This is a genomic window from Streptomyces sp. NBC_00287 (genome assembly GCF_036173105.1).
In the GTDB taxonomy this organism is placed as follows: Bacteria; Actinomycetota; Actinomycetes; order Streptomycetales; family Streptomycetaceae; genus Streptomyces.
In genome coordinates, this window is sequence record NZ_CP108053.1 from 3,509,603 (window position 1) to 3,525,532 (window position 15,930).

The window sequence follows — 15,930 nt, forward strand, 5'->3', positions numbered from 1 at the left end:
CAAACACCCGGGCGGGGATGCCCGGCGCTGTGTCAACGCGCGACGCGCACCGGGGTTGTGCCGCCAATGGAGTGATCTGGCGAGGGGCCCTGCTTCACCATTCCGACACACTTGCCCGGTTTCACCGGATTAATACGGATAGCGACTAGAGTTGCGGACCTCCTGACGCACCCCTATTGCCAGCAAATCGCACCTTCCCATCGCAGCTTTTCCGAAAGGGCATCGCCGGTGATGCGCCATTGTCTGGGCCCGCTGTTGCGCCGTGCGACGGTGGGCGTCCTCGCCCTAGCCACGTTCGCCGAGCGGTACGAGGCGCTCCGGCGCGGCGGGATCGTCCGCGCGGCCGCCCGCACCGGCCCGGCCGGCGGCAACCTCCGGGTGGGTGAGCAGAAGCCGCCGAAGGACAACGGGCGGGTGCTGATCGCCGAGCCGGGCGCGCAGTACAAGGAGGTCCTCGCGGACACGGTCGTCGGCCACCGTGCGACGCACGGCGCGGACGCCTTCCAGGCCTCGGCGGACGTCACAAAGCTGGTGCGGGACAGCGGCTCGGGGCTGTACACCGTGGCGCAGGTCAATGTGGCGATAGGGAGGTCGGCGGCCGGGGCGTGGGGCGGCTGGACGCTGGTCGTGGCGTACGAGAACCCCCGGGAACCGCTCAGGCGGCTGGCCCTGTGGGACGGCTTCGACGCGCTGAACTCCGGTTCCGGGCAGGAGATCCGGCTGACCGGGGTGCGCGTGCCCAAGGGCGCGCGCGGGCGCGCGGGCCTCGTGGCGTACGACGGGGATCGTGGCCGCCGAGGCGACTCGCTGACCGTCTCGACCGGCGGTCTGGCTCCCTCCACCGCACTCATGGACTCCGCCAATCCCCGCCACGACGTCCTGAACTCGACGATCAGCGAACCGGGGTCGGCGCCGGCGGAGCGTGCGCCCGCGTACGCCAACACCCTCGGCTACGACTCAGATGTGTTCGAACTGGACAGGGCGCTGCGAGCCGGTGGTGACCAGCTGACCTTCCGGCTCGTTTCCCAGCGGGACGCAGTGTGGGCCGGCGCGTTCTTCGTCGCCGTCGACGCCCAGAGCTGAGGCGCGATCCCGCCCGTCCCGAGCGACACCCGTGAGCGAGGAAACCGCGCAATGCACCTCTCAGCAACCGACCCTCCGCCACGGGTCCTGCATCTGACCCAGCCCGTGGACGGCGGGGTCGCCCGCATCGTCACGGACCTGGTACGCGCCCAGCTCGCGGCCGGACTGCAGGTCACGGTCGCCTGCCCCGACAGCCCCCTGACCGCGGCCCTCGATGCGCTCGGCGCCGACGTACGCGCCTGGTCCGCGAGCCGTGCGCCGGGGCCGACGCTTGTTCGGGAGGTACGGCGGCTTGCGCAGGTGATCGAGGACGTACGGCCCGATCTGGTGCACGCGCACAGCGCGAAGGCAGGTCTGGCCGGGCGGCTCGCGGTGCGGGGGCGGATCCCGACCGTGTTCCAGCCGCACGCCTGGTCCTTCGAGGCGGTCGGCGGCGCCATGGCCGCGTTCGCGCTCAACTGGGAGCGCCAGGGGGCGCGTTGGGCCTCACGCGTGGTGTGTGTCAGCGAGGCCGAGCGGGTGACCGGGGTGCGCGCCGGGATCCGCGGCCGGTTCACGGTGATCCCCAACGGCATCGACCCCGAGCGCTTCCACCCCGCCGCCGTCGGCACCGTACGCGCCGGGCTGCTGCCGGACGTCGATCCCGGGGCGCCGCTGGTGGTGTGCGTGGGGCGGCTGTGCCGGCAGAAGGGGCAGGACGTCCTGCTGCAGGCGTGGGCATCGGTGGCGGAGCGGGTGCCCGGGGCGCGGCTGGCGCTGATCGGTGACGGTCCGGACGCCGGGGCGCTACGGGCGCGGGCGCCGAAGTCGGTGCTGTTCGCGGGGGCCGTCGCCGATGCGGCTCCCTGGTACCAGGGAGCCGATTTGGTCGTGCTGCCCTCGCGCTGGGAGGGCATGGCGCTCGCCCCACTGGAGGCGATGGCGTGCGGGCGTCCGGTGGTGGTGACCGAAGTGGACGGCGCCCGGGAGAGCCTGCCGCCCTCGCTCGCGCCGCACTGTCTGGTGCCGCCGCGCGATCCGGCACGGCTTGCCGGGGCCGTCACCGAGCTGCTGCGCGATCCGCTGCTGCGGGAGTCCCTCGGCCACCAGGGGCGTCGGCACGTCCTGTCCACGCACGACGTGCGGCACACCGCCGAGGCGGTCGCGGAGGTCTACCGCGATCTGCTGGCGCATCAGGTGCCCACCGAGTACAGGGAGTCCATCCACTCGTGACTGCCGACAGCACCGTCCCCCCGCCCGGCGGGCAGCCACGGGATCCCGGTCACTCGCCCGTCTCCCTCATGCCGCCGCGCGGCTCGGCCGCCGGTTTCCGCTTCCCGGCCCGCAGACCCCGCCCGCGCCCCGCCTCCCCCGTACCGCTGCTGGCCGCCGACACCGCCGCCGCCCTGCTGGCCACCCTGGCGCTCACCGGCACCCAGCGCCGTCCGCTGCTGCTCGCCCTGCTGGTGGCCGCCTCGCTGCTGCTGCGCCCGCAGCCGCCGAGGACGGCGACCGGTGTCCTGGACGAACTGCCCGCCGTCTGCGGCCGGATCGCGGTGGCCTGGCTGGCGCTGGCAACCGCCGTCGCCGCCTACGCCCCGGCCCACGCGCTCTCCGCGCGCACCCTCGCGCTCGGCTTCCTGATCCAGTCGGCGGCGAGCTGCGCGTGCCGCGCTCTCGTGCACCGGCGGCGGGCCACCGTGCTGCTCGGCCGTCCGCGCGCCGCGCTCGTCATCGGCCCGGCGGCGACCGCGCGGCGCGTGGCGGCCGGGGTGCTGCGCCATCCGCGGTGCGGGGTGCGGCCGGTGGGCATCGTCGCCGAGGACCCGGACGGCACCGAGGGCCTGCCCGTGCTGACCACGGGCGAGGAGGTCGAGCGGGCCCTGATCCAGAACGGCGTCCGTGACATCCTCGCCGTGCACCCCTCCGTACGGTCCGAACGGGCGCCCCTGCTGCGGGCGCTCGCGGAGTCGGGGTGCGCGGTGTGGGAGGTCGACGCGGACTCCCCGACGTACGCCACCCGGGGCCAGCTCGCCGGGTTCGGCTGCCGGCGCCTGGACCTGGGCACGACCCGGCGGCGCGGCAGCGCGGGCAAGCGGGTGCTGGACATGACCGTGTCCGGGACGCTGTTGCTGCTGGTCAGCCCGCTGCTGCTGGTCTGCGCGGTGGTGCTGCGGATGGCGGACGGACCCGGGGTGGTCTTCCGGCAGGAGCGCATCGGCAAGGACGGGCGGCCCTTCACCCTGCTGAAGTTCCGCACCCACCGCCCCGCCGACGAGCACGAGGCGGCGACCCGCTGGAGCGTGGCCGACGAGGTGCGCATGTCGTGGTTCTGCCGCTTTCTGCGCCGCAGTTCGCTGGACGAGCTGCTCCAGCTGTGGAACGTGTTGCGGGGCGACATGAGCCTGGTCGGTCCGAGGCCGGAACGCCCGTACTTCGTCGCGAAGTTCAGCCAGACCTACCCCGGCTACGCGGCCCGCCACCGGATGCAGACCGGCATCACCGGGCTCGCCCAGATCCAGGGCCTGCGCGGCGACACCTCCATCGAGGACCGGGCGCGGTTCGACAACGCCTACATCGACAACTGGTCGCTGTGGCAGGACATCTGCATCCTGCTGCGCACGGCGGCCGCGCTCGTGCGCCCGACCGGGAGCTGACCGATGACCAGCCTTGCCCTCACTCAGCCCCGGGCCCGCTCGCTCTCCCCCGCACTGCCGTTGGTGGCCGTCGTCGCCCTGCTCGCCCTGCCCATCGGCCCGGGCGGCGAGGGCGGCGCGGGTCCGGCCGACGCGCTCTCGGCGCTGGTGGTGCTGTACTGCGCGATCCGTCTCGTACGGCACCGGCGGCGCCCCCTGTCCCGTACGGCGGCCGTCGTGCTGGGCCTGCCCGTGCTGGGGCTCGCGGTCGCGGCGATGGGCGCGGTCTCGCCGGGCGCCGGGCTCTCCGGCCTGGGCCGCTATCTCCAGGTCTTCGTGCTGGTCCCGGCGGCCGTGCTGCTGTTGCTCCGGGACCGGTCCGACTTCCGGCTGCTGGCCTGGTCGTTCGTCGCCCTCGCGGGATGGCAGGGGGCCATCGGCGTCCACCAGTACGTCACCGGCAGCGGCGCCTCCTACCAGGGCGAGCAGATCCGGGCCGTCGGCACCTTCGGGGCGCAGGACGTGATGGGGATGGCGACCGTCGTGTCCTTCGGGCTGGTGTGCGCGGTGGGCCTGGCCCTCGGCCGCACTCCGGTACGGCAGCGCGCGATCGCCGCCGTCTGTGCCGTCGCCCTCCTCCTGCCGCTCGCGCTGTCCTTCAGCCGCGGCGCCTGGATCGCGACCGCGGTGGCCTGCACGGCGCAACTGGCGCTCGCCGGGCCCCTGCGGGCGCTGAAGGTGGGCGCGGCGGTGGCCGCGTCCGGGGTGATCCTGGTCGGCGGGTTCGGCGTCGGCACGGCGATGCTCCAGGAGCGGATCAGCAGCATCACCCAGGTCACCGACGCCCCCGACCAGTCCGTCACCGACCGGTACACGATGTGGGCGGCCGCTGTCGGCATGTGGCGCGAACAGCCGCTGACCGGCGTCGGGTTGAAGGGCTTCCCCGAGCACCGGGACGCACACGCCTCGCTGGCCCTGTCCTCCGGCAGCGACACCGAGGGCGCGGGCGCCGCGTTCCGCAAGCAGCCGCTGTTGTCCCCGCACAACATGTATCTCCTCGTCCTCGCCGAGCAGGGTCTGCTCGGGCTGCTGGCGCTGGCCGGAGGCTGGCTGGCACTGCTGGTGTGCGCGCTGCGCAGAGTGCGGCGCATGCCCGGCGTCGACTGCGGGATCGTCGCCTGCGGGCTGCTGGTGTGGCAGCTCACGGACTTCGCGTACGCCGACATCGGCGGGCCCTCGACCGTGCTGACCGCGGTCTGCCTGGGCCTCGTGGCGTGGTGGGCAGTCGGCCCCACGTCTGTGGAGGTCCGATGACGGTGACCCCTCCTCGGACCGGTGCCGACGGCTCGGTGACGCTGCCGCCGGCGCGCTCCGGTGACCCCGGGCCGGTCCAGGACGGCACTGGACTCGCCCCTGTCTCCGGGAAGTTCCTCGCCCGCGCCACCCTGATCACCGCCGTGCTCTCCATCGCCGGCGCCCTGCTGGGTCTCGCCCGCGACCAGGCGCTGGCCCGGCTGTTCGGGGCGGGCCGTGAGACGGACGCCTTCCTCGTCGCGTGGACCGTGCCGGAGTTCGCCTCGACCCTGCTGATCGAGGACGGCCTGGCCTTCGCCCTGGTCCCGGCGTTCAGCCTGGCCCTGGCCCGCCGCGCCCAGGGCGCCCCCGGCGACCCGGTGCGCTCCCTGGTCGCCTCCACACTGCCGAAGCTGACGCTCACCCTGATCGGCGCCACCGGACTGGTCGTCGCGACCGCCCCCTACCTGGTCGAAGCCCTGGCGCCCGGCCTGCCGGACCGCTCCCTCGCCGTCGACTGCATCCGCCTGACCGCGACCTGCGTACTGAGCTTCGGGCTCGCTGGATACTGCAGCGCGGCCCTGCGGGCGCACCGGCGCTTTCTGGCGCCTGCCGCGATCTACGTGGCGTACAACACCGGCATCATCACGGCGATGTTCGTCCTCGGCGGCCACTGGGGAGTGCGCTCGGCGGCGGTCGGGGTGGCGGTGGGCGGCGCCTTGATGGTCGTACTCCAACTTCCTTTTGTTTTACGGCAGTTGAGGCGGAAGCCGAGCGTGGCCGAGGAAGCGGCTCCCGCCGAGGGGCAGGCCGTGTCGCTGGCGCTGGTCGCGTCGGTGCTGCTGTTCGCGCTGTGCCGGCAGTCCCAGGTGCTCATCGAGCGCTTTCTCGCCTCCGGGCTGCCCGCCGGGTCCATCTCGCATCTGAACTACGCGCAGAAGGTGGCCCAGATCCCGATGACGCTCTCGCTGATGCTGTGCACGGTCACCTTCCCGGTGGTGGCGCGGGCGGTGGCCGAGGGCGACATGGAGCGGGCGCGCACCCGCGTGGAGCGCGATCTGGCGCTGGCCGCCTGTGTGGTGCTGCTCGGCGCGGCCACGGTCATCGCGTGCGCCCCGCACATCGTCGAACTCCTCTTCCAGCGCGGCGCGTTCACCGCGAAGGACACCGCGGTCACGGCGGACGTCATGCGGGTGTACGCCCTCGGGCTGCTCGGCCAGACCCTGGTCGGCGCGCTGATCCGCTCCTACTTCGCGGCGGGCCGCCCCACCTGGTACCCGCTCGCGATGATGAGCGTGGGCATCCTCGTCACCTCCTTGCTCGGCGTCCGGACCGTAGGGCCCTGGGGTGTGGCCGGGATCGCCGCCGCCAACGCGGCCGGGATCACCGTCACCGCCGTCCTGCTGCTCGCGGGCATGCGCAGACGGGCCGTGCCGATCGACACCCGGCGGGTGCTGCGCGAACTGAGCAAGCCGGTGCCGGCGGCGGTGCTCGCGACCGTCGCGGGCGCGCTCGTCGCGAGCCGGTTCTCCGCGGCCCTGCCCGGTCTCGCCGCCGGATCCGCGACCGTGACCGCCGTGTTCCTCCTGATCGGCCGGGCCCTCGACGCCCAAGGCCTCACCCCCGTCCGCACCGTCACACGAAGGCTCAAGGATGTCCGTTTCCGTTGACACCGGCCCGCGCCTCGGGCCCCGCCCAGGACCGGTCCCGTGGGTGGCGATGTACCACTCCGTGGGCGACTGCTCGGACGACCCCTACCGGATCACCGTCACCCCCGAGCGCCTCGACGAACAGCTCGGCCGGCTGCGCCGCCGGGGCCTCAAGGGCGTGTCCGTCGGCGAGCTGCTCGCCGCCCGCGCCCGGGGCGAGGGGAGGGCGCTGGTCGGGCTGACCTTTGACGACGGGTACGCCGATTTCGTCGACCATGCCCTGCCCGTGCTGCGCCGCCACGACTGCGGCGCCACCCTCTTCGTGCTGCCCGGCAGGCTGGGCGGCGACAACGCCTGGGATCCGCTCGGCCCGCGCAAACCGCTGCTGACCGCCGACGGCATCCGGCACGCCGCAGCCGCCGGAGTGGAGATCGGCTCGCACGGGCTGACCCATGTGGACCTGACGAAGGCCGACGACGAGCTGCTGCACGCCGAGACCGCCGAAAGCAGAGCAGTGCTCTCGGAGTTGATCGGTGCTCCGGTCGAGGGCTTCTGCTATCCGTACGGCACGGTCGACCGACGCGCCGCCGACGCCGTCCGCGCCGCCGGCTACACCTACGCCTGCGCCATCGACCCCGGCCCGCTCACCGGCCTGCACGCACTCCCCCGCGTCCACGTCGGCCAGAACGACACCGCCGTACGCCTCTATCTCAAGCACCGTCTGCACCGGCTGCGCCGACGCCCCGTGGCGGGCCTGCGATGAAGGCGCTGCACATCATCACCGGCCTCGGCGTCGGCGGCGCCGAGCAGCAACTGCGGCTGCTGCTGCGGCACTTGCCGGTCGACTGCGATGTCGTCACGCTCACCAACCCGGGCACGGTCGCCGACGGCCTGATCGCCGACGGAGTGCGCGTCGTCCACCTCGGCATGGCCGGCAACCGCGACCTCGCCGCCCTCCCCCGCCTGACCAGCCTGATCCGCACCGGCGGCTACGACCTGGTCCACACCCACCTCTACCGCGCCTGCCTCTACGGCCGCCTCGCCGCCCGGATGGCCGGAGTCAAGGCGGTCGTCGCCACCGAACACTCCCTCGGCGACTCGCAGATGGAGGGACGGCGGCTCAGCGCGGGGGTGCGCGCGCTGTATCTGGCGGGTGAGCGGCTCGGCCGGATGACCGTCGCCGTCTCCCCGACCGTCGCCGACCGCCTGAAGCGCTGGGGCGTGCCCGCGCCCCGGATCGAGGTCGTCCCCAACGGCATCGACCTGGACCGCTTCCGCTTCGACCCGGTCCAGCGGCTGCGCGCCCGCCGCCGCCTCGGCCTGCCCGAGAACGCCTACGTCGTCGGCGGCATCGGCCGCCTCACCGCGGGCAAGCACTTCGACACCCTCGTCCACGCCCTCGCCCAACTCCCCGACGACCACTGGCTGCTGCTGGTCGGCGGCGGCCCCGAGGAGAGCGTCCTCAGACGCACCGCGCACGAGGCGGGCGTCGCCGACCGCGTCCTGTTCACCGGCGAACGCCCCTACGTCCCCGACGGCTCCCCCGGCCCCGACCTGCCCTCGCTCACGGCCGCGATGGACGTCTTCGCCTCGCCGTCCCCGGAGGAGGCCTTCGGTCTGGCCGCCGTGGAGGCGCTGGCGAGCGGACTCCCCGTCCTCTACACCTCCTGCCCCGCGATCGAGGGCCTCCCGGCAAGCACCGCGCCGCCCGCCCGCCAAGTCCGGGGCGGCCCCGAGGAGTTCGCGCACGCCATCGCCGCGGCCCGCGCCGAGGGCCCCCGCCCGCGCGGCGTGCCCGAGGCCGCCCTGCACTACGGCATCACCCGCAGCGCGACCCGCCTGATGGACGTGTACGCGGCCATCGCCTCCCCTTCGTCCCCGTCACCCCAGAAAGTCGGTTCCCCATGACCGAGCACCTCACCGGACCACGCCGCCCCACCCTTCCCCTGGCCCGAGTCAAGGCCCTGCCGCTCTGGTCCCTGATCGCCGCCGGCGCCCTCGCCGGCGGCCTGCTCGGCGGCGCGTACGGCCTGGTCAAAGCGCCGACCTACACGGCCACCAGCTATGTCGTCGCCGTCCCGAACGAGAAGTCCGACCCGGCCTCCGCCCTCGGCTTCGCCCAGGCCTATGGCCGGGTCGCCACCCAGCTCGCGGTGCTCGGGGACGCCCAGGTGTGGGCGGGCGTCCCGGTGTCGACGCTGAAGGAGAGCGTGCGGACCGCGACCTCCCCGGACGCCCCGATGGTCGCCGTCACCGCCACCTCCTCGCGCGCCGACCTCGCCGCCGACATGGCCAACGCCGTCTCCCGCGCCCTGACCCGGCACGCGGAGGACGCCGAGAAGGCCACCAACGTCCAGCTCCAGCAGTTCGCCCGCGCCACCAAACCCACCGCGCCCTCCTCCGCATCCCCCGCGGTGACCGGCCTGGTCGGCGCGAGCGCGGGCGGTCTGCTCGGCGGCCTGGTACTGCTGGTCCGGCCCCGGCGGGGCGCCGAGGACCCGGGGCGCCCGGCCGTGCCGGGACCGGCCCCCGCCGCCGACATCCACGGGCAGCTGTGACCTACACGACGGAACTCGTCACCGACGAGCACACCTTCGCCGCCCTCTCCCCCGACTGGGCGCGGCTGTACGGCAGTTGCTCCACCGCGACCCCGTTCCAGAGCCACCCCTGGCTGCACTCCTGGTGGCTGTCGTACGGCGACCCCGGCCGGCTCCGTCTGGTGCTGGTCCGCGACCGGGGCGAACTCGTCGCCGCCGCCCCGCTGATGCGCGTGCACCGCCCGCTGCCCGCGCTGGTGCCGCTCGGCGGGGCCATCTCCGACTACGGGGACGTCCTGCTGGACGACGAACGCGGCGAGCAGGCGGTCGCCGCGCTCACCGACGGCCTCGCGGCAGCCGCCCGCACCGCCCTGATCGACCTCCGCGAGGTCCGCCCGGGCGGCGCCGCCGAACGGATCTACGACCACTGGCCGGGCCCGCGCCGCCGCGTCACCGACTCCCTCTGCTTGGAACTGCCCGCGGCACCGATGCCCGACCTGATCGCCCGGCTCCCGTCGGCCAAGTCCCAGCAGCGGGTCCGCGCCAAACTCCGCAAGCTGACCGCACTGGGCGTCGAGCGACACCTCGTAGAACCGGACGAAGTCGACAAGGCGCTACGGCGGCTGCTGGAGCTGCATCAACTCCAGTGGCAGGGCCGGAAGGTGACCTCCGAGCATCTGCGCCCCCGCTTCTGCGACCACCTGGTGCGCTCGGTCGGCCCGATGGTGGCGTCCGGGGACGCGGTCGTCACCGAGTTCCGGCTGGACGACGACGTGGTCGCCGTCGATCTGACGCTGTTGTCGAGGCGCCTCGCGGGCGGCTATCTGTACGGCGCCCATCCGTGCCTGCGGGAACGCAAGGCGGACGTGGCGGTGATGCTGCTCGACGCGTGCACCGAGCATGCCCGGGGCACGCTGAGCCTGCTGCGCGGCAACGAACCGTACAAGCACCACTGGCGGCCGGAACCGGTCGTGAACCGACGGCTGCTGCTGGCCCGGCGGCGCACCGCCCCGCTGCTGGCGGCGGCGCTGTGCTCGGTCGCCGCCCGGCGGCGGGGCAAGGAGCTGCTGCGCCGCTGGAAGGAGCACGACGGTGGCGGCAGGTCCTGACGGGCCTGCCGCCACCAGGGGCTCACCGGTTGCGCGAGTACCAGTCGAAGCGCAGGCACAGCTTCCCGCCGAGCCAGTACTCCACCCAGTCACCGAGGTCCAGCGGCGAACAGTCCGGCGGCGTGGTGGGCTCCACCGGCGTCGGGGTGGGCGTCGGCTTCGGCTCGTCGCTACGGCCGGACAACACCGAGCGGTAGACCTCGGACGACTTGGGGTTGGCCGCGCACTGCCACACGCCGTGCGGGCAGTAGTCGGTCACCGTGTTGTACAGCGGCTTGTGCTCGTCCATCCAGGCGAGCATCCGCCGCATGTACTCCGCGTTGTCACCGTTGCGGAAGAGTCCCCATTCGGGATAGGAAATGGCCTTGCCGTGGGATTTGGCGAAGTCCACGTGTTCCTGAAGTCCGTAGGGCTCTTTCACCTGTTCGTCGAACGACAATCCGCGCGGCTGGTCGTACGCGTCCATTCCGATGATGTCGACCGTGTCGTCCCCCGGATAACACTGCGTCCAGGGAACGGCGTCCCGGCCCCGGGTCGGGGTGAAGTCGAACCGGAATTTCTGACCCGGCACGGAACGCATGGTGGTGACGATCCTGTTCCAGTACTTCTTCCAGGCCGCCGGGTCGGGGCCGCAGCGATGGGTGTACGTGATGCCGTTCATCTCCCAGCCGAGCACGATCACCGTGTCCGGCACCTTCAGCTCCACCAGCCGTTCGGCGAGGGCGCGGAAGTGGTGATCGAAGGCGCCGGCCGCGCCCTGCCGCAGCAGCAGCTTGACCTGGGTGTCGGAGAGGCCGTCCTCGTTGCGCTCCATCATGGGCACGTTGAGGACGAACATCCGGTCGTCCCGCTCCCGCCGCCAGTCGGCCCACGCCTCCAGGAAGTCGGGGGCGCCCTCGATGTTGCTCCACCGGTCGCCCGGCAGATAGGTGTGCCCGACCCGCAGGTCGGCGCCGCCCAGCCAGCGGCTGAGCTCGGCGATCCGGTCGACGCCCCGGGTGCCGTAGTCGAGGTAGGCGCCGAAGGCGGGGACGTCCTTCTTCGGCGCGGCGGCCACCGGCTCGATGACCGCGGCGGGCGCCTGGGGTGCCGCCGCCGGGGTCTCCGCCGCGCCGGCCGTGGGTGTCGGAGCGGGAGGGTCGGCGACCCGCACCACCCCCGCACCCGCGGCGAATCCAGGACCGGACGCCAGGGCGGCGGACGCGGCGACGATCACCGCGACACATGCCAGCCGTCGGCGGGACCGGGCCGGTCGCTGCTGTGGGGTCATGCCTGCTCCTTTCTCCACACTCGCGGGACTTCCCATTACTGACACTCAGTCATATGAACAGGCATTACGCCACCGTCGTTACGGCGTTCGAGTGCCTCGCTCGCCCGACCGAAGGAATTGAATCCGTGTCGCTGTTCGACACCCGGGTCCCCGCGGTATTGCTGCGGATCGACCGGAATCCCTTTCACCACGGAACGCTGGGCGCCGTGCGCTCACTCGGCCGGGCGGGCGTGGACGTACACCTGGTCGCCGACTGCACGGCGTCCCCCGTACGCGCGTCCCGTTTTCTGACGCGACTGCACCCACCGCCGCCGCCCGGCGCCGCCCCGGCCGATATCGCGGTGGCGCTGCGCAGGGTGGCCGCCGGGATCGCGAGGCCTGCGGTGCTGATCCCCTTGGACGACGCGGGCGCGGTGGCGGTGGGCCGCCTCGGCGCGGAGCTCTCCCCCGCCTATCTCCTGCCGCAGCAGCCCGGTTCGCTGCCCGAGCGGGTGGCCGACAAGGCCGAGCTGGCCGCCATGTGCGCGGCGGCCGGTGTACCGCACCCCCGGACGGTCGTCCCGGACAGTGCGTCCGAGGCCGCCGCGGAGGCCTGGCGGCTGGGCCTGCCGGTGATCGCGAAGTGGAGCCGCCCCTGGCTGCTGCCGCCGGACAGCGGACTGCGCAGCACGGTGGTGATCCGCTCGGCACAGCAGGCAAGGGAGTTGTACGCGCGTACGGCGGAGGCGGGCAGCCGACTGCTCCTGCAGGAGTTCCTGCCTCCGGGCCCCGACCCGGACTGGTTCTTCCACGGCTACGTCGACCGCGCGGGCGCCCTCCGGGCGGGCGGCCCCGGAGTCAAGCACCTGTCCTGGCCCCGAGGCGCGGGCCTGACGGCGGTCGGCCGCTGGACCCTCAACCCCCAGGTGCGGGCCCTGGCCGAACGGCTGGTGTCGGGGCTCGGCTACCGAGGAATCCTCGACCTCGACTTCCGCCGCTGTGCGACGACGGGCCGGTACCACCTCCTCGACTTCAACCCACGCCCGGGCGCCCAGTTCCGCCTCTTCACGGACACCGCGGACCTGGACGTCGTACGCGCCCTCCACCTGGACCTGACCCACCGCCCGCTGCCGGAAGGGTCACAGCGTCCGGGCCGGCTCTTCGTGGTGGAGAACTACGCGCCGCTGACGGCATTGCGCCCGGCGTGGAACGGCCGGGAGTCGGCCTGGCACGCGAGGGACGACCGTCTCCCGGGCTGGGCGATGTGGGCCCTGTGGACCCGGCATGTGGCGCACCGCGTCCTGGACCGTCTGCGCCGCCTGTGCCGCCGCTCCGGCCCTCCGGCGGACGCACGCGTGGTCCGTCAGGCGAACGCGCCGGTGATCGACGACGAGAGAGCGAGCAGTTGCTGATGTACGACCTGCTGGTGGTGGGCGCGGGCCCGTACGGCCTGTCCATCGCCTCGCACGCCGCGGCGGCAGGCCTGAGCCTGCAGGTCTTCGGCCGGCCGAGCCCGTCCTGGCGCGACCACATGCCCCGCGGGATGTTCCTGAAGTCGGAGGCCTAGGCGTCCAACCTGTCGGATCCACAAGGCCTTTGGCGCCTGGACGTGTACTGCGCGGGCCAGGGGATGACGGCCCGGCACGGCCTGCCGATCCCGGTGCAGACCTTCGCCGGGTACGGCCTGTGGTTCGCGCGCAACGCGGTACCGGAGGTGGACGAGCGCCTGCTGACCCGGGTGGCTCCGGTACCGGGAGGCTTCGAGGCGGTGACGGAGGAAGACCGGGTCGAGCCGACGGTGGAGGTGCTGCTCGGCCAGGAGGTGCTGACGGCGAGGGCGGTACCGGGCGGCGGGGTGCGTCTGGAGACGGCGGACCGCTCCCTGGAGACCGAACACGTCATCGCGGCAACGGGGTTCAGAGCGACCCGCGACCGGCTACGGCCCGGCGATGCGGTTCGTGCAGGGGGCGGGGTATACGGCGGGGGCGTTGGTACGGGGGGTGCGGCGACGGCGCGGGCGGAGGTGCTGTCGCGTACGACGGCGGACATTCGCTCGGCTCGGACCGCGGGGAGTCGCGCCGCTGGGGCGGCACGGGTGGGCGCGGACGGCGCGCCCTGACGCGACGCGGGTGCCGGACGCTGTGGACGTCCGGCACCCGTCGCTTTCCTCACCGACGGGACGCGGCTCGGCCTCGTCGGTACAGGACGGCCCCGCCCGCAATCAGCGCGGCACTGGCACCGGAAGCGGCCAGCATGGCCTCCCCGCTACCGGTCTCGGGCAGACTGGGCGGCGGCCCGGTGTGGCCACCGTTGGGCGGAGGGGTGTGGTCGCCACCGTTCGGCGGAGGCGGCGTGTGACCCCCACCATTGGGCGGCGGCGTGTGACCCCCACCATTGGGCGGCGGCGTGTGGTCCCCACCCGGCGGAGGCGGCGTGTGCCCCCCACCGTTGGGCGGCGGCGTGTGACCCCCACCCGGCGGTGTCGTGGGCGGCTTGGTCGGAGGCGTGTCGCCGTAGCCGTCGCCCCCATGCCCGTCGTCGCCCCCATGCCCGTAGTCGTCCCCGTGCCCGTGGTCGTCCCCGTACCCCCCGTCCGGCGACTCCTCGTGACCGCAGTCGTTGCCGAACACCGGGTTCAGGCCACTGATCACGTCGGCGGTGTTCCCGCACAACTGCACCGGCACATCGGCCGGAGCCGACACGCCGTTCCCGGCAGCGACACCGGGCGACCCCTCGGTCTTCGAGTCCCCCGAGGCACCGGAACCGTGGTCGTCGTGGTCGTGGTCGTGGTAGTCGTCGTGGTAGTCGTCGTGGTCGTAGCCGTACTCGGAATCGCCGTACGGCGCCCCGTACGAACCGTCCTTCGCCTCGTCGTCCACCGTGGCACAGTCGTTGCCGAAGGACGGGTTGAGGGCGGCGGCCGCGTCGACGGTGTTGCCGCAGGCGTTGACCGGAACCTCGACCGGCGCCGACACATCGTTGCCGGACAGCACGCCGGGCGAATCCTTGGCGGCCCCGTTCGCGCTCGTGTCGGCGAGGGCGGAGCTGCCGCACAGGGACAGAATGCTTGTCGCGGCGGCGGCCGCGACCATTCCCCTACTCAGGGTCTGTCGCAATCTCGTTGTCTTCCTGCTTGAAGAAGTGGGAAAAGCCGGCCTCGGAACGGGGAGAAGGTGTCCAAGGCCGGCCGTGACACAAGCCGAACGGCTGTGCGTTACGTCGTCAGTCGTTGACGCAGGTGTTGCCGAACGCCGGGTTCAGCAGGGCGATGATGTTCACGGTGTTGCCGCAGACATTGATCGGAATGTGGATCGGAACCTGAACCACGTTGCCCGACAGAACACCGGGAGAATCGACAGCCACTCCGTTCGCACCCGAGTCGGCGAACGCCGGGGTGGCCATGCCCATGGCCAGGATCGCGCCTGCGACAACAGCAACGGTCTTCTTCATGAACTATCCCTTCTCTGCGGTCATGACTCTTTGTCGGCCGAAGCCGAGCGAGCACAGCTGGAACGGCTCGCACCATGACCGGCAGGCTGTAGAACGAGGGATAGACAGATGAAGAAACTACGGAACGCGAGTCGCCGGTTAATTCACTCGAACGCCTTCACAGAATTGACACCGCAGCCCCACAGGCGCCTCCCGTCGGAGATGAAACGCTTCGCCCGGGTGAATAAATGTGATGCGGCGTCAATGCGCCGAAACCGCCCGGCAGTCCGCTGTGAAAGCAGGACCGGCCGGGCGGTTTTCTTGATCGACGAGAAATTCGTCAGCCGTTCTCGGCCCCATTGTCGGACAGCGCCGAGATGTCGCTGAGGATGTGCGACAGCGGCTCGTCACCCTTGGCCTGGGTGGAGTTGTCGGCGCACTGCTGGTTCTGCGGGGCCGACAGGATCGGCACGTCCTGGGCCACGCCGACGGCGGCGATGATGCCGAGGATGGCCTGGAGGTTCGCCTTCACGGGCACACCCGCGCAGAGCTTGTTGACCGAGCCCTGGACCAGCGTGGCCTGGGGGCTCATCTTGCCCTTGGTCACTTGGTTGCCGAACTTCGAGTGGGCGCCGTTGCCACTGGCGGACTTGGTGCCGTCACCGTCGCCGGCGGCCATGGCCGGCGAGGCAACGCCGACTACGGACGCGGTGACCGCGACGGCGGCCAGTGCCTTCTTCAGCATGTCGCTTTCCTTTCTGGGGCAGGAGGCGTCGCGGGTCCGGACGCACCCTGGGGCGAGACGCGTGTTCCTGCCCTCGCATCAACCCGGTGCGCGGGGATTGGTTTCGACGCTTCACCCGATCGGGCCGTTCGGCGCACGGAATTCACGGAATTGGCGGGCACGGCAAAGCGCTGTGTTTCCTTCGCCCGTGTGCGCCATCGGAGTGAATGACAGCAACCAAG

General features: G+C 72.6%; 14 protein-coding genes and 1 pseudogene. 11 read left to right on the plus strand and 4 right to left on the minus strand.

Annotated features, from left to right (window positions below):
- The first annotated feature begins 231 nt into the window (after nucleotides 1-231).
- The 9 genes from OHT76_RS15920 to OHT76_RS15960 are packed head-to-tail and all read left to right on the plus strand — an operon-like array spanning nucleotide 232 to nucleotide 10,286.
- Nucleotides 232-1,083 (plus strand): DUF3344 domain-containing protein, encoded by an 852-nt coding sequence (locus OHT76_RS15920; RefSeq protein WP_328871487.1) that lies wholly within the window; start codon nucleotides 232-234, stop codon nucleotides 1,081-1,083.
- Nucleotides 1,084-1,134: 51 nt separating this feature from the next.
- Nucleotides 1,135-2,295, plus strand: coding sequence for a glycosyltransferase (locus OHT76_RS15925; RefSeq protein WP_328871488.1), 1,161 nt, complete (start codon nucleotides 1,135-1,137; stop codon nucleotides 2,293-2,295).
- The gene (locus OHT76_RS15930) at nucleotides 2,292-3,719 is read left to right on the plus strand and encodes an exopolysaccharide biosynthesis polyprenyl glycosylphosphotransferase (RefSeq protein ID WP_328871489.1); all 1,428 of its coding nucleotides are present in this window, start codon (nucleotides 2,292-2,294) and stop codon (nucleotides 3,717-3,719) included. The genes OHT76_RS15925 and OHT76_RS15930 overlap by 4 nt, the downstream gene beginning before the upstream one ends.
- A gap of 3 nt (nucleotides 3,720-3,722) precedes the next feature.
- Nucleotides 3,723-5,012, plus strand: a complete 1,290-nt coding sequence (locus OHT76_RS15935) for an O-antigen ligase family protein (RefSeq protein WP_328871490.1) — start codon at nucleotides 3,723-3,725, stop codon at nucleotides 5,010-5,012.
- The gene (gene murJ, locus OHT76_RS15940; RefSeq protein WP_328871491.1) at nucleotides 5,009-6,661 is read left to right on the plus strand and encodes a murein biosynthesis integral membrane protein MurJ; all 1,653 of its coding nucleotides are present in this window, start codon (nucleotides 5,009-5,011) and stop codon (nucleotides 6,659-6,661) included. The genes OHT76_RS15935 and murJ overlap by 4 nt, the downstream gene beginning before the upstream one ends.
- A complete protein-coding gene (locus tag OHT76_RS15945; RefSeq protein ID WP_328871492.1) occupies nucleotides 6,645-7,403 on the plus strand; it encodes a polysaccharide deacetylase family protein in 759 nt (252 codons plus the stop codon). The genes murJ and OHT76_RS15945 overlap by 17 nt, the downstream gene beginning before the upstream one ends.
- The gene (locus tag OHT76_RS15950) at nucleotides 7,400-8,548 is read left to right on the plus strand and encodes a glycosyltransferase (protein ID WP_328871493.1); all 1,149 of its coding nucleotides are present in this window, start codon (nucleotides 7,400-7,402) and stop codon (nucleotides 8,546-8,548) included. Before OHT76_RS15945 ends, OHT76_RS15950 begins: the two co-directional genes overlap by 4 nt.
- Complete coding sequence (locus OHT76_RS15955) at nucleotides 8,545-9,198, plus strand: lipopolysaccharide biosynthesis protein (RefSeq protein WP_328871494.1); 654 nt, start codon at nucleotides 8,545-8,547, stop codon at nucleotides 9,196-9,198. The genes OHT76_RS15950 and OHT76_RS15955 overlap by 4 nt, the downstream gene beginning before the upstream one ends.
- Nucleotides 9,195-10,286 (plus strand): GNAT family N-acetyltransferase, encoded by a 1,092-nt coding sequence (locus OHT76_RS15960; protein ID WP_328871495.1) that lies wholly within the window; start codon nucleotides 9,195-9,197, stop codon nucleotides 10,284-10,286. The genes OHT76_RS15955 and OHT76_RS15960 overlap by 4 nt, the downstream gene beginning before the upstream one ends.
- A 22-nt stretch (nucleotides 10,287-10,308) precedes the next feature.
- Here the strand turns inward: OHT76_RS15960 and OHT76_RS15965 are convergent, their stop codons facing one another.
- A complete protein-coding gene (locus OHT76_RS15965; RefSeq protein WP_328871496.1) occupies nucleotides 10,309-11,556 on the minus strand; it encodes a glycoside hydrolase family 26 protein in 1,248 nt (415 codons plus the stop codon).
- Nucleotides 11,557-11,681: 125 nt separating this feature from the next.
- Here OHT76_RS15965 and OHT76_RS15970 point away from each other — a divergent pair, with 125 nt between their 5' ends.
- On the plus strand, nucleotides 11,682-12,947 hold the full coding sequence (locus tag OHT76_RS15970; protein ID WP_328871497.1) for a carboxylate--amine ligase: 1,266 nt from the start codon (nucleotides 11,682-11,684) through the stop codon (nucleotides 12,945-12,947).
- Nucleotides 12,947-13,547, plus strand: a pseudogene (locus tag OHT76_RS15975) (dimethylaniline monooxygenase); the annotation flags it as partial. The gene OHT76_RS15970 and the pseudogene OHT76_RS15975, both read left to right, overlap by 1 nt.
- Nucleotides 13,548-13,703: 156 nt before the next feature.
- On the opposite strand, the gene OHT76_RS15980 reads toward OHT76_RS15975, so the two are convergent.
- The 3 genes from OHT76_RS15980 to OHT76_RS15990 all read right to left on the minus strand — a co-directional run bounded on the left by OHT76_RS15980 (nucleotide 13,704) and on the right by OHT76_RS15990 (nucleotide 15,709).
- On the minus strand, nucleotides 13,704-14,627 hold the full coding sequence (locus tag OHT76_RS15980; protein ID WP_328871498.1) for a chaplin: 924 nt from the start codon (nucleotides 14,625-14,627) through the stop codon (nucleotides 13,704-13,706).
- Between the two features lie 130 nt (nucleotides 14,628-14,757).
- Entirely contained in the window at nucleotides 14,758-14,985 is a 228-nt protein-coding gene (locus tag OHT76_RS15985) for a chaplin (RefSeq protein ID WP_328871499.1), read from the minus strand.
- 319 nt (nucleotides 14,986-15,304) lie between these two features.
- A complete protein-coding gene (locus OHT76_RS15990) occupies nucleotides 15,305-15,709 on the minus strand; it encodes a rodlin (protein WP_328871500.1) in 405 nt (134 codons plus the stop codon).
- Nucleotides 15,710-15,930 lie beyond the last annotated feature (221 nt).

Coding starts and splice junctions, on each gene's coding strand:
- OHT76_RS15980 (WP_328871498.1), bottom strand. CDS start 14,627: ATGGTCGCGGCCGCCGCCGCGACAAGCATTCTGTCCCTGTGCGGCAGC.
- OHT76_RS15950 (WP_328871493.1), top strand. CDS start 7,400: ATGAAGGCGCTGCACATCATCACCGGCCTCGGCGTCGGCGGCGCCGAG.
- murJ (WP_328871491.1), top strand. CDS start 5,009: ATGACGGTGACCCCTCCTCGGACCGGTGCCGACGGCTCGGTGACGCTG.
- OHT76_RS15985 (WP_328871499.1), bottom strand. CDS start 14,985: ATGAAGAAGACCGTTGCTGTTGTCGCAGGCGCGATCCTGGCCATGGGC.
- OHT76_RS15945 (WP_328871492.1), top strand. CDS start 6,645: ATGTCCGTTTCCGTTGACACCGGCCCGCGCCTCGGGCCCCGCCCAGGA.
- OHT76_RS15990 (WP_328871500.1), bottom strand. CDS start 15,709: ATGCTGAAGAAGGCACTGGCCGCCGTCGCGGTCACCGCGTCCGTAGTC.
- OHT76_RS15965 (WP_328871496.1), bottom strand. CDS start 11,556: ATGACCCCACAGCAGCGACCGGCCCGGTCCCGCCGACGGCTGGCATGT.
- OHT76_RS15955 (WP_328871494.1), top strand. CDS start 8,545: ATGACCGAGCACCTCACCGGACCACGCCGCCCCACCCTTCCCCTGGCC.
- OHT76_RS15935 (WP_328871490.1), top strand. CDS start 3,723: ATGACCAGCCTTGCCCTCACTCAGCCCCGGGCCCGCTCGCTCTCCCCC.
- OHT76_RS15920 (WP_328871487.1), top strand. CDS start 232: ATGCGCCATTGTCTGGGCCCGCTGTTGCGCCGTGCGACGGTGGGCGTC.
- OHT76_RS15925 (WP_328871488.1), top strand. CDS start 1,135: ATGCACCTCTCAGCAACCGACCCTCCGCCACGGGTCCTGCATCTGACC.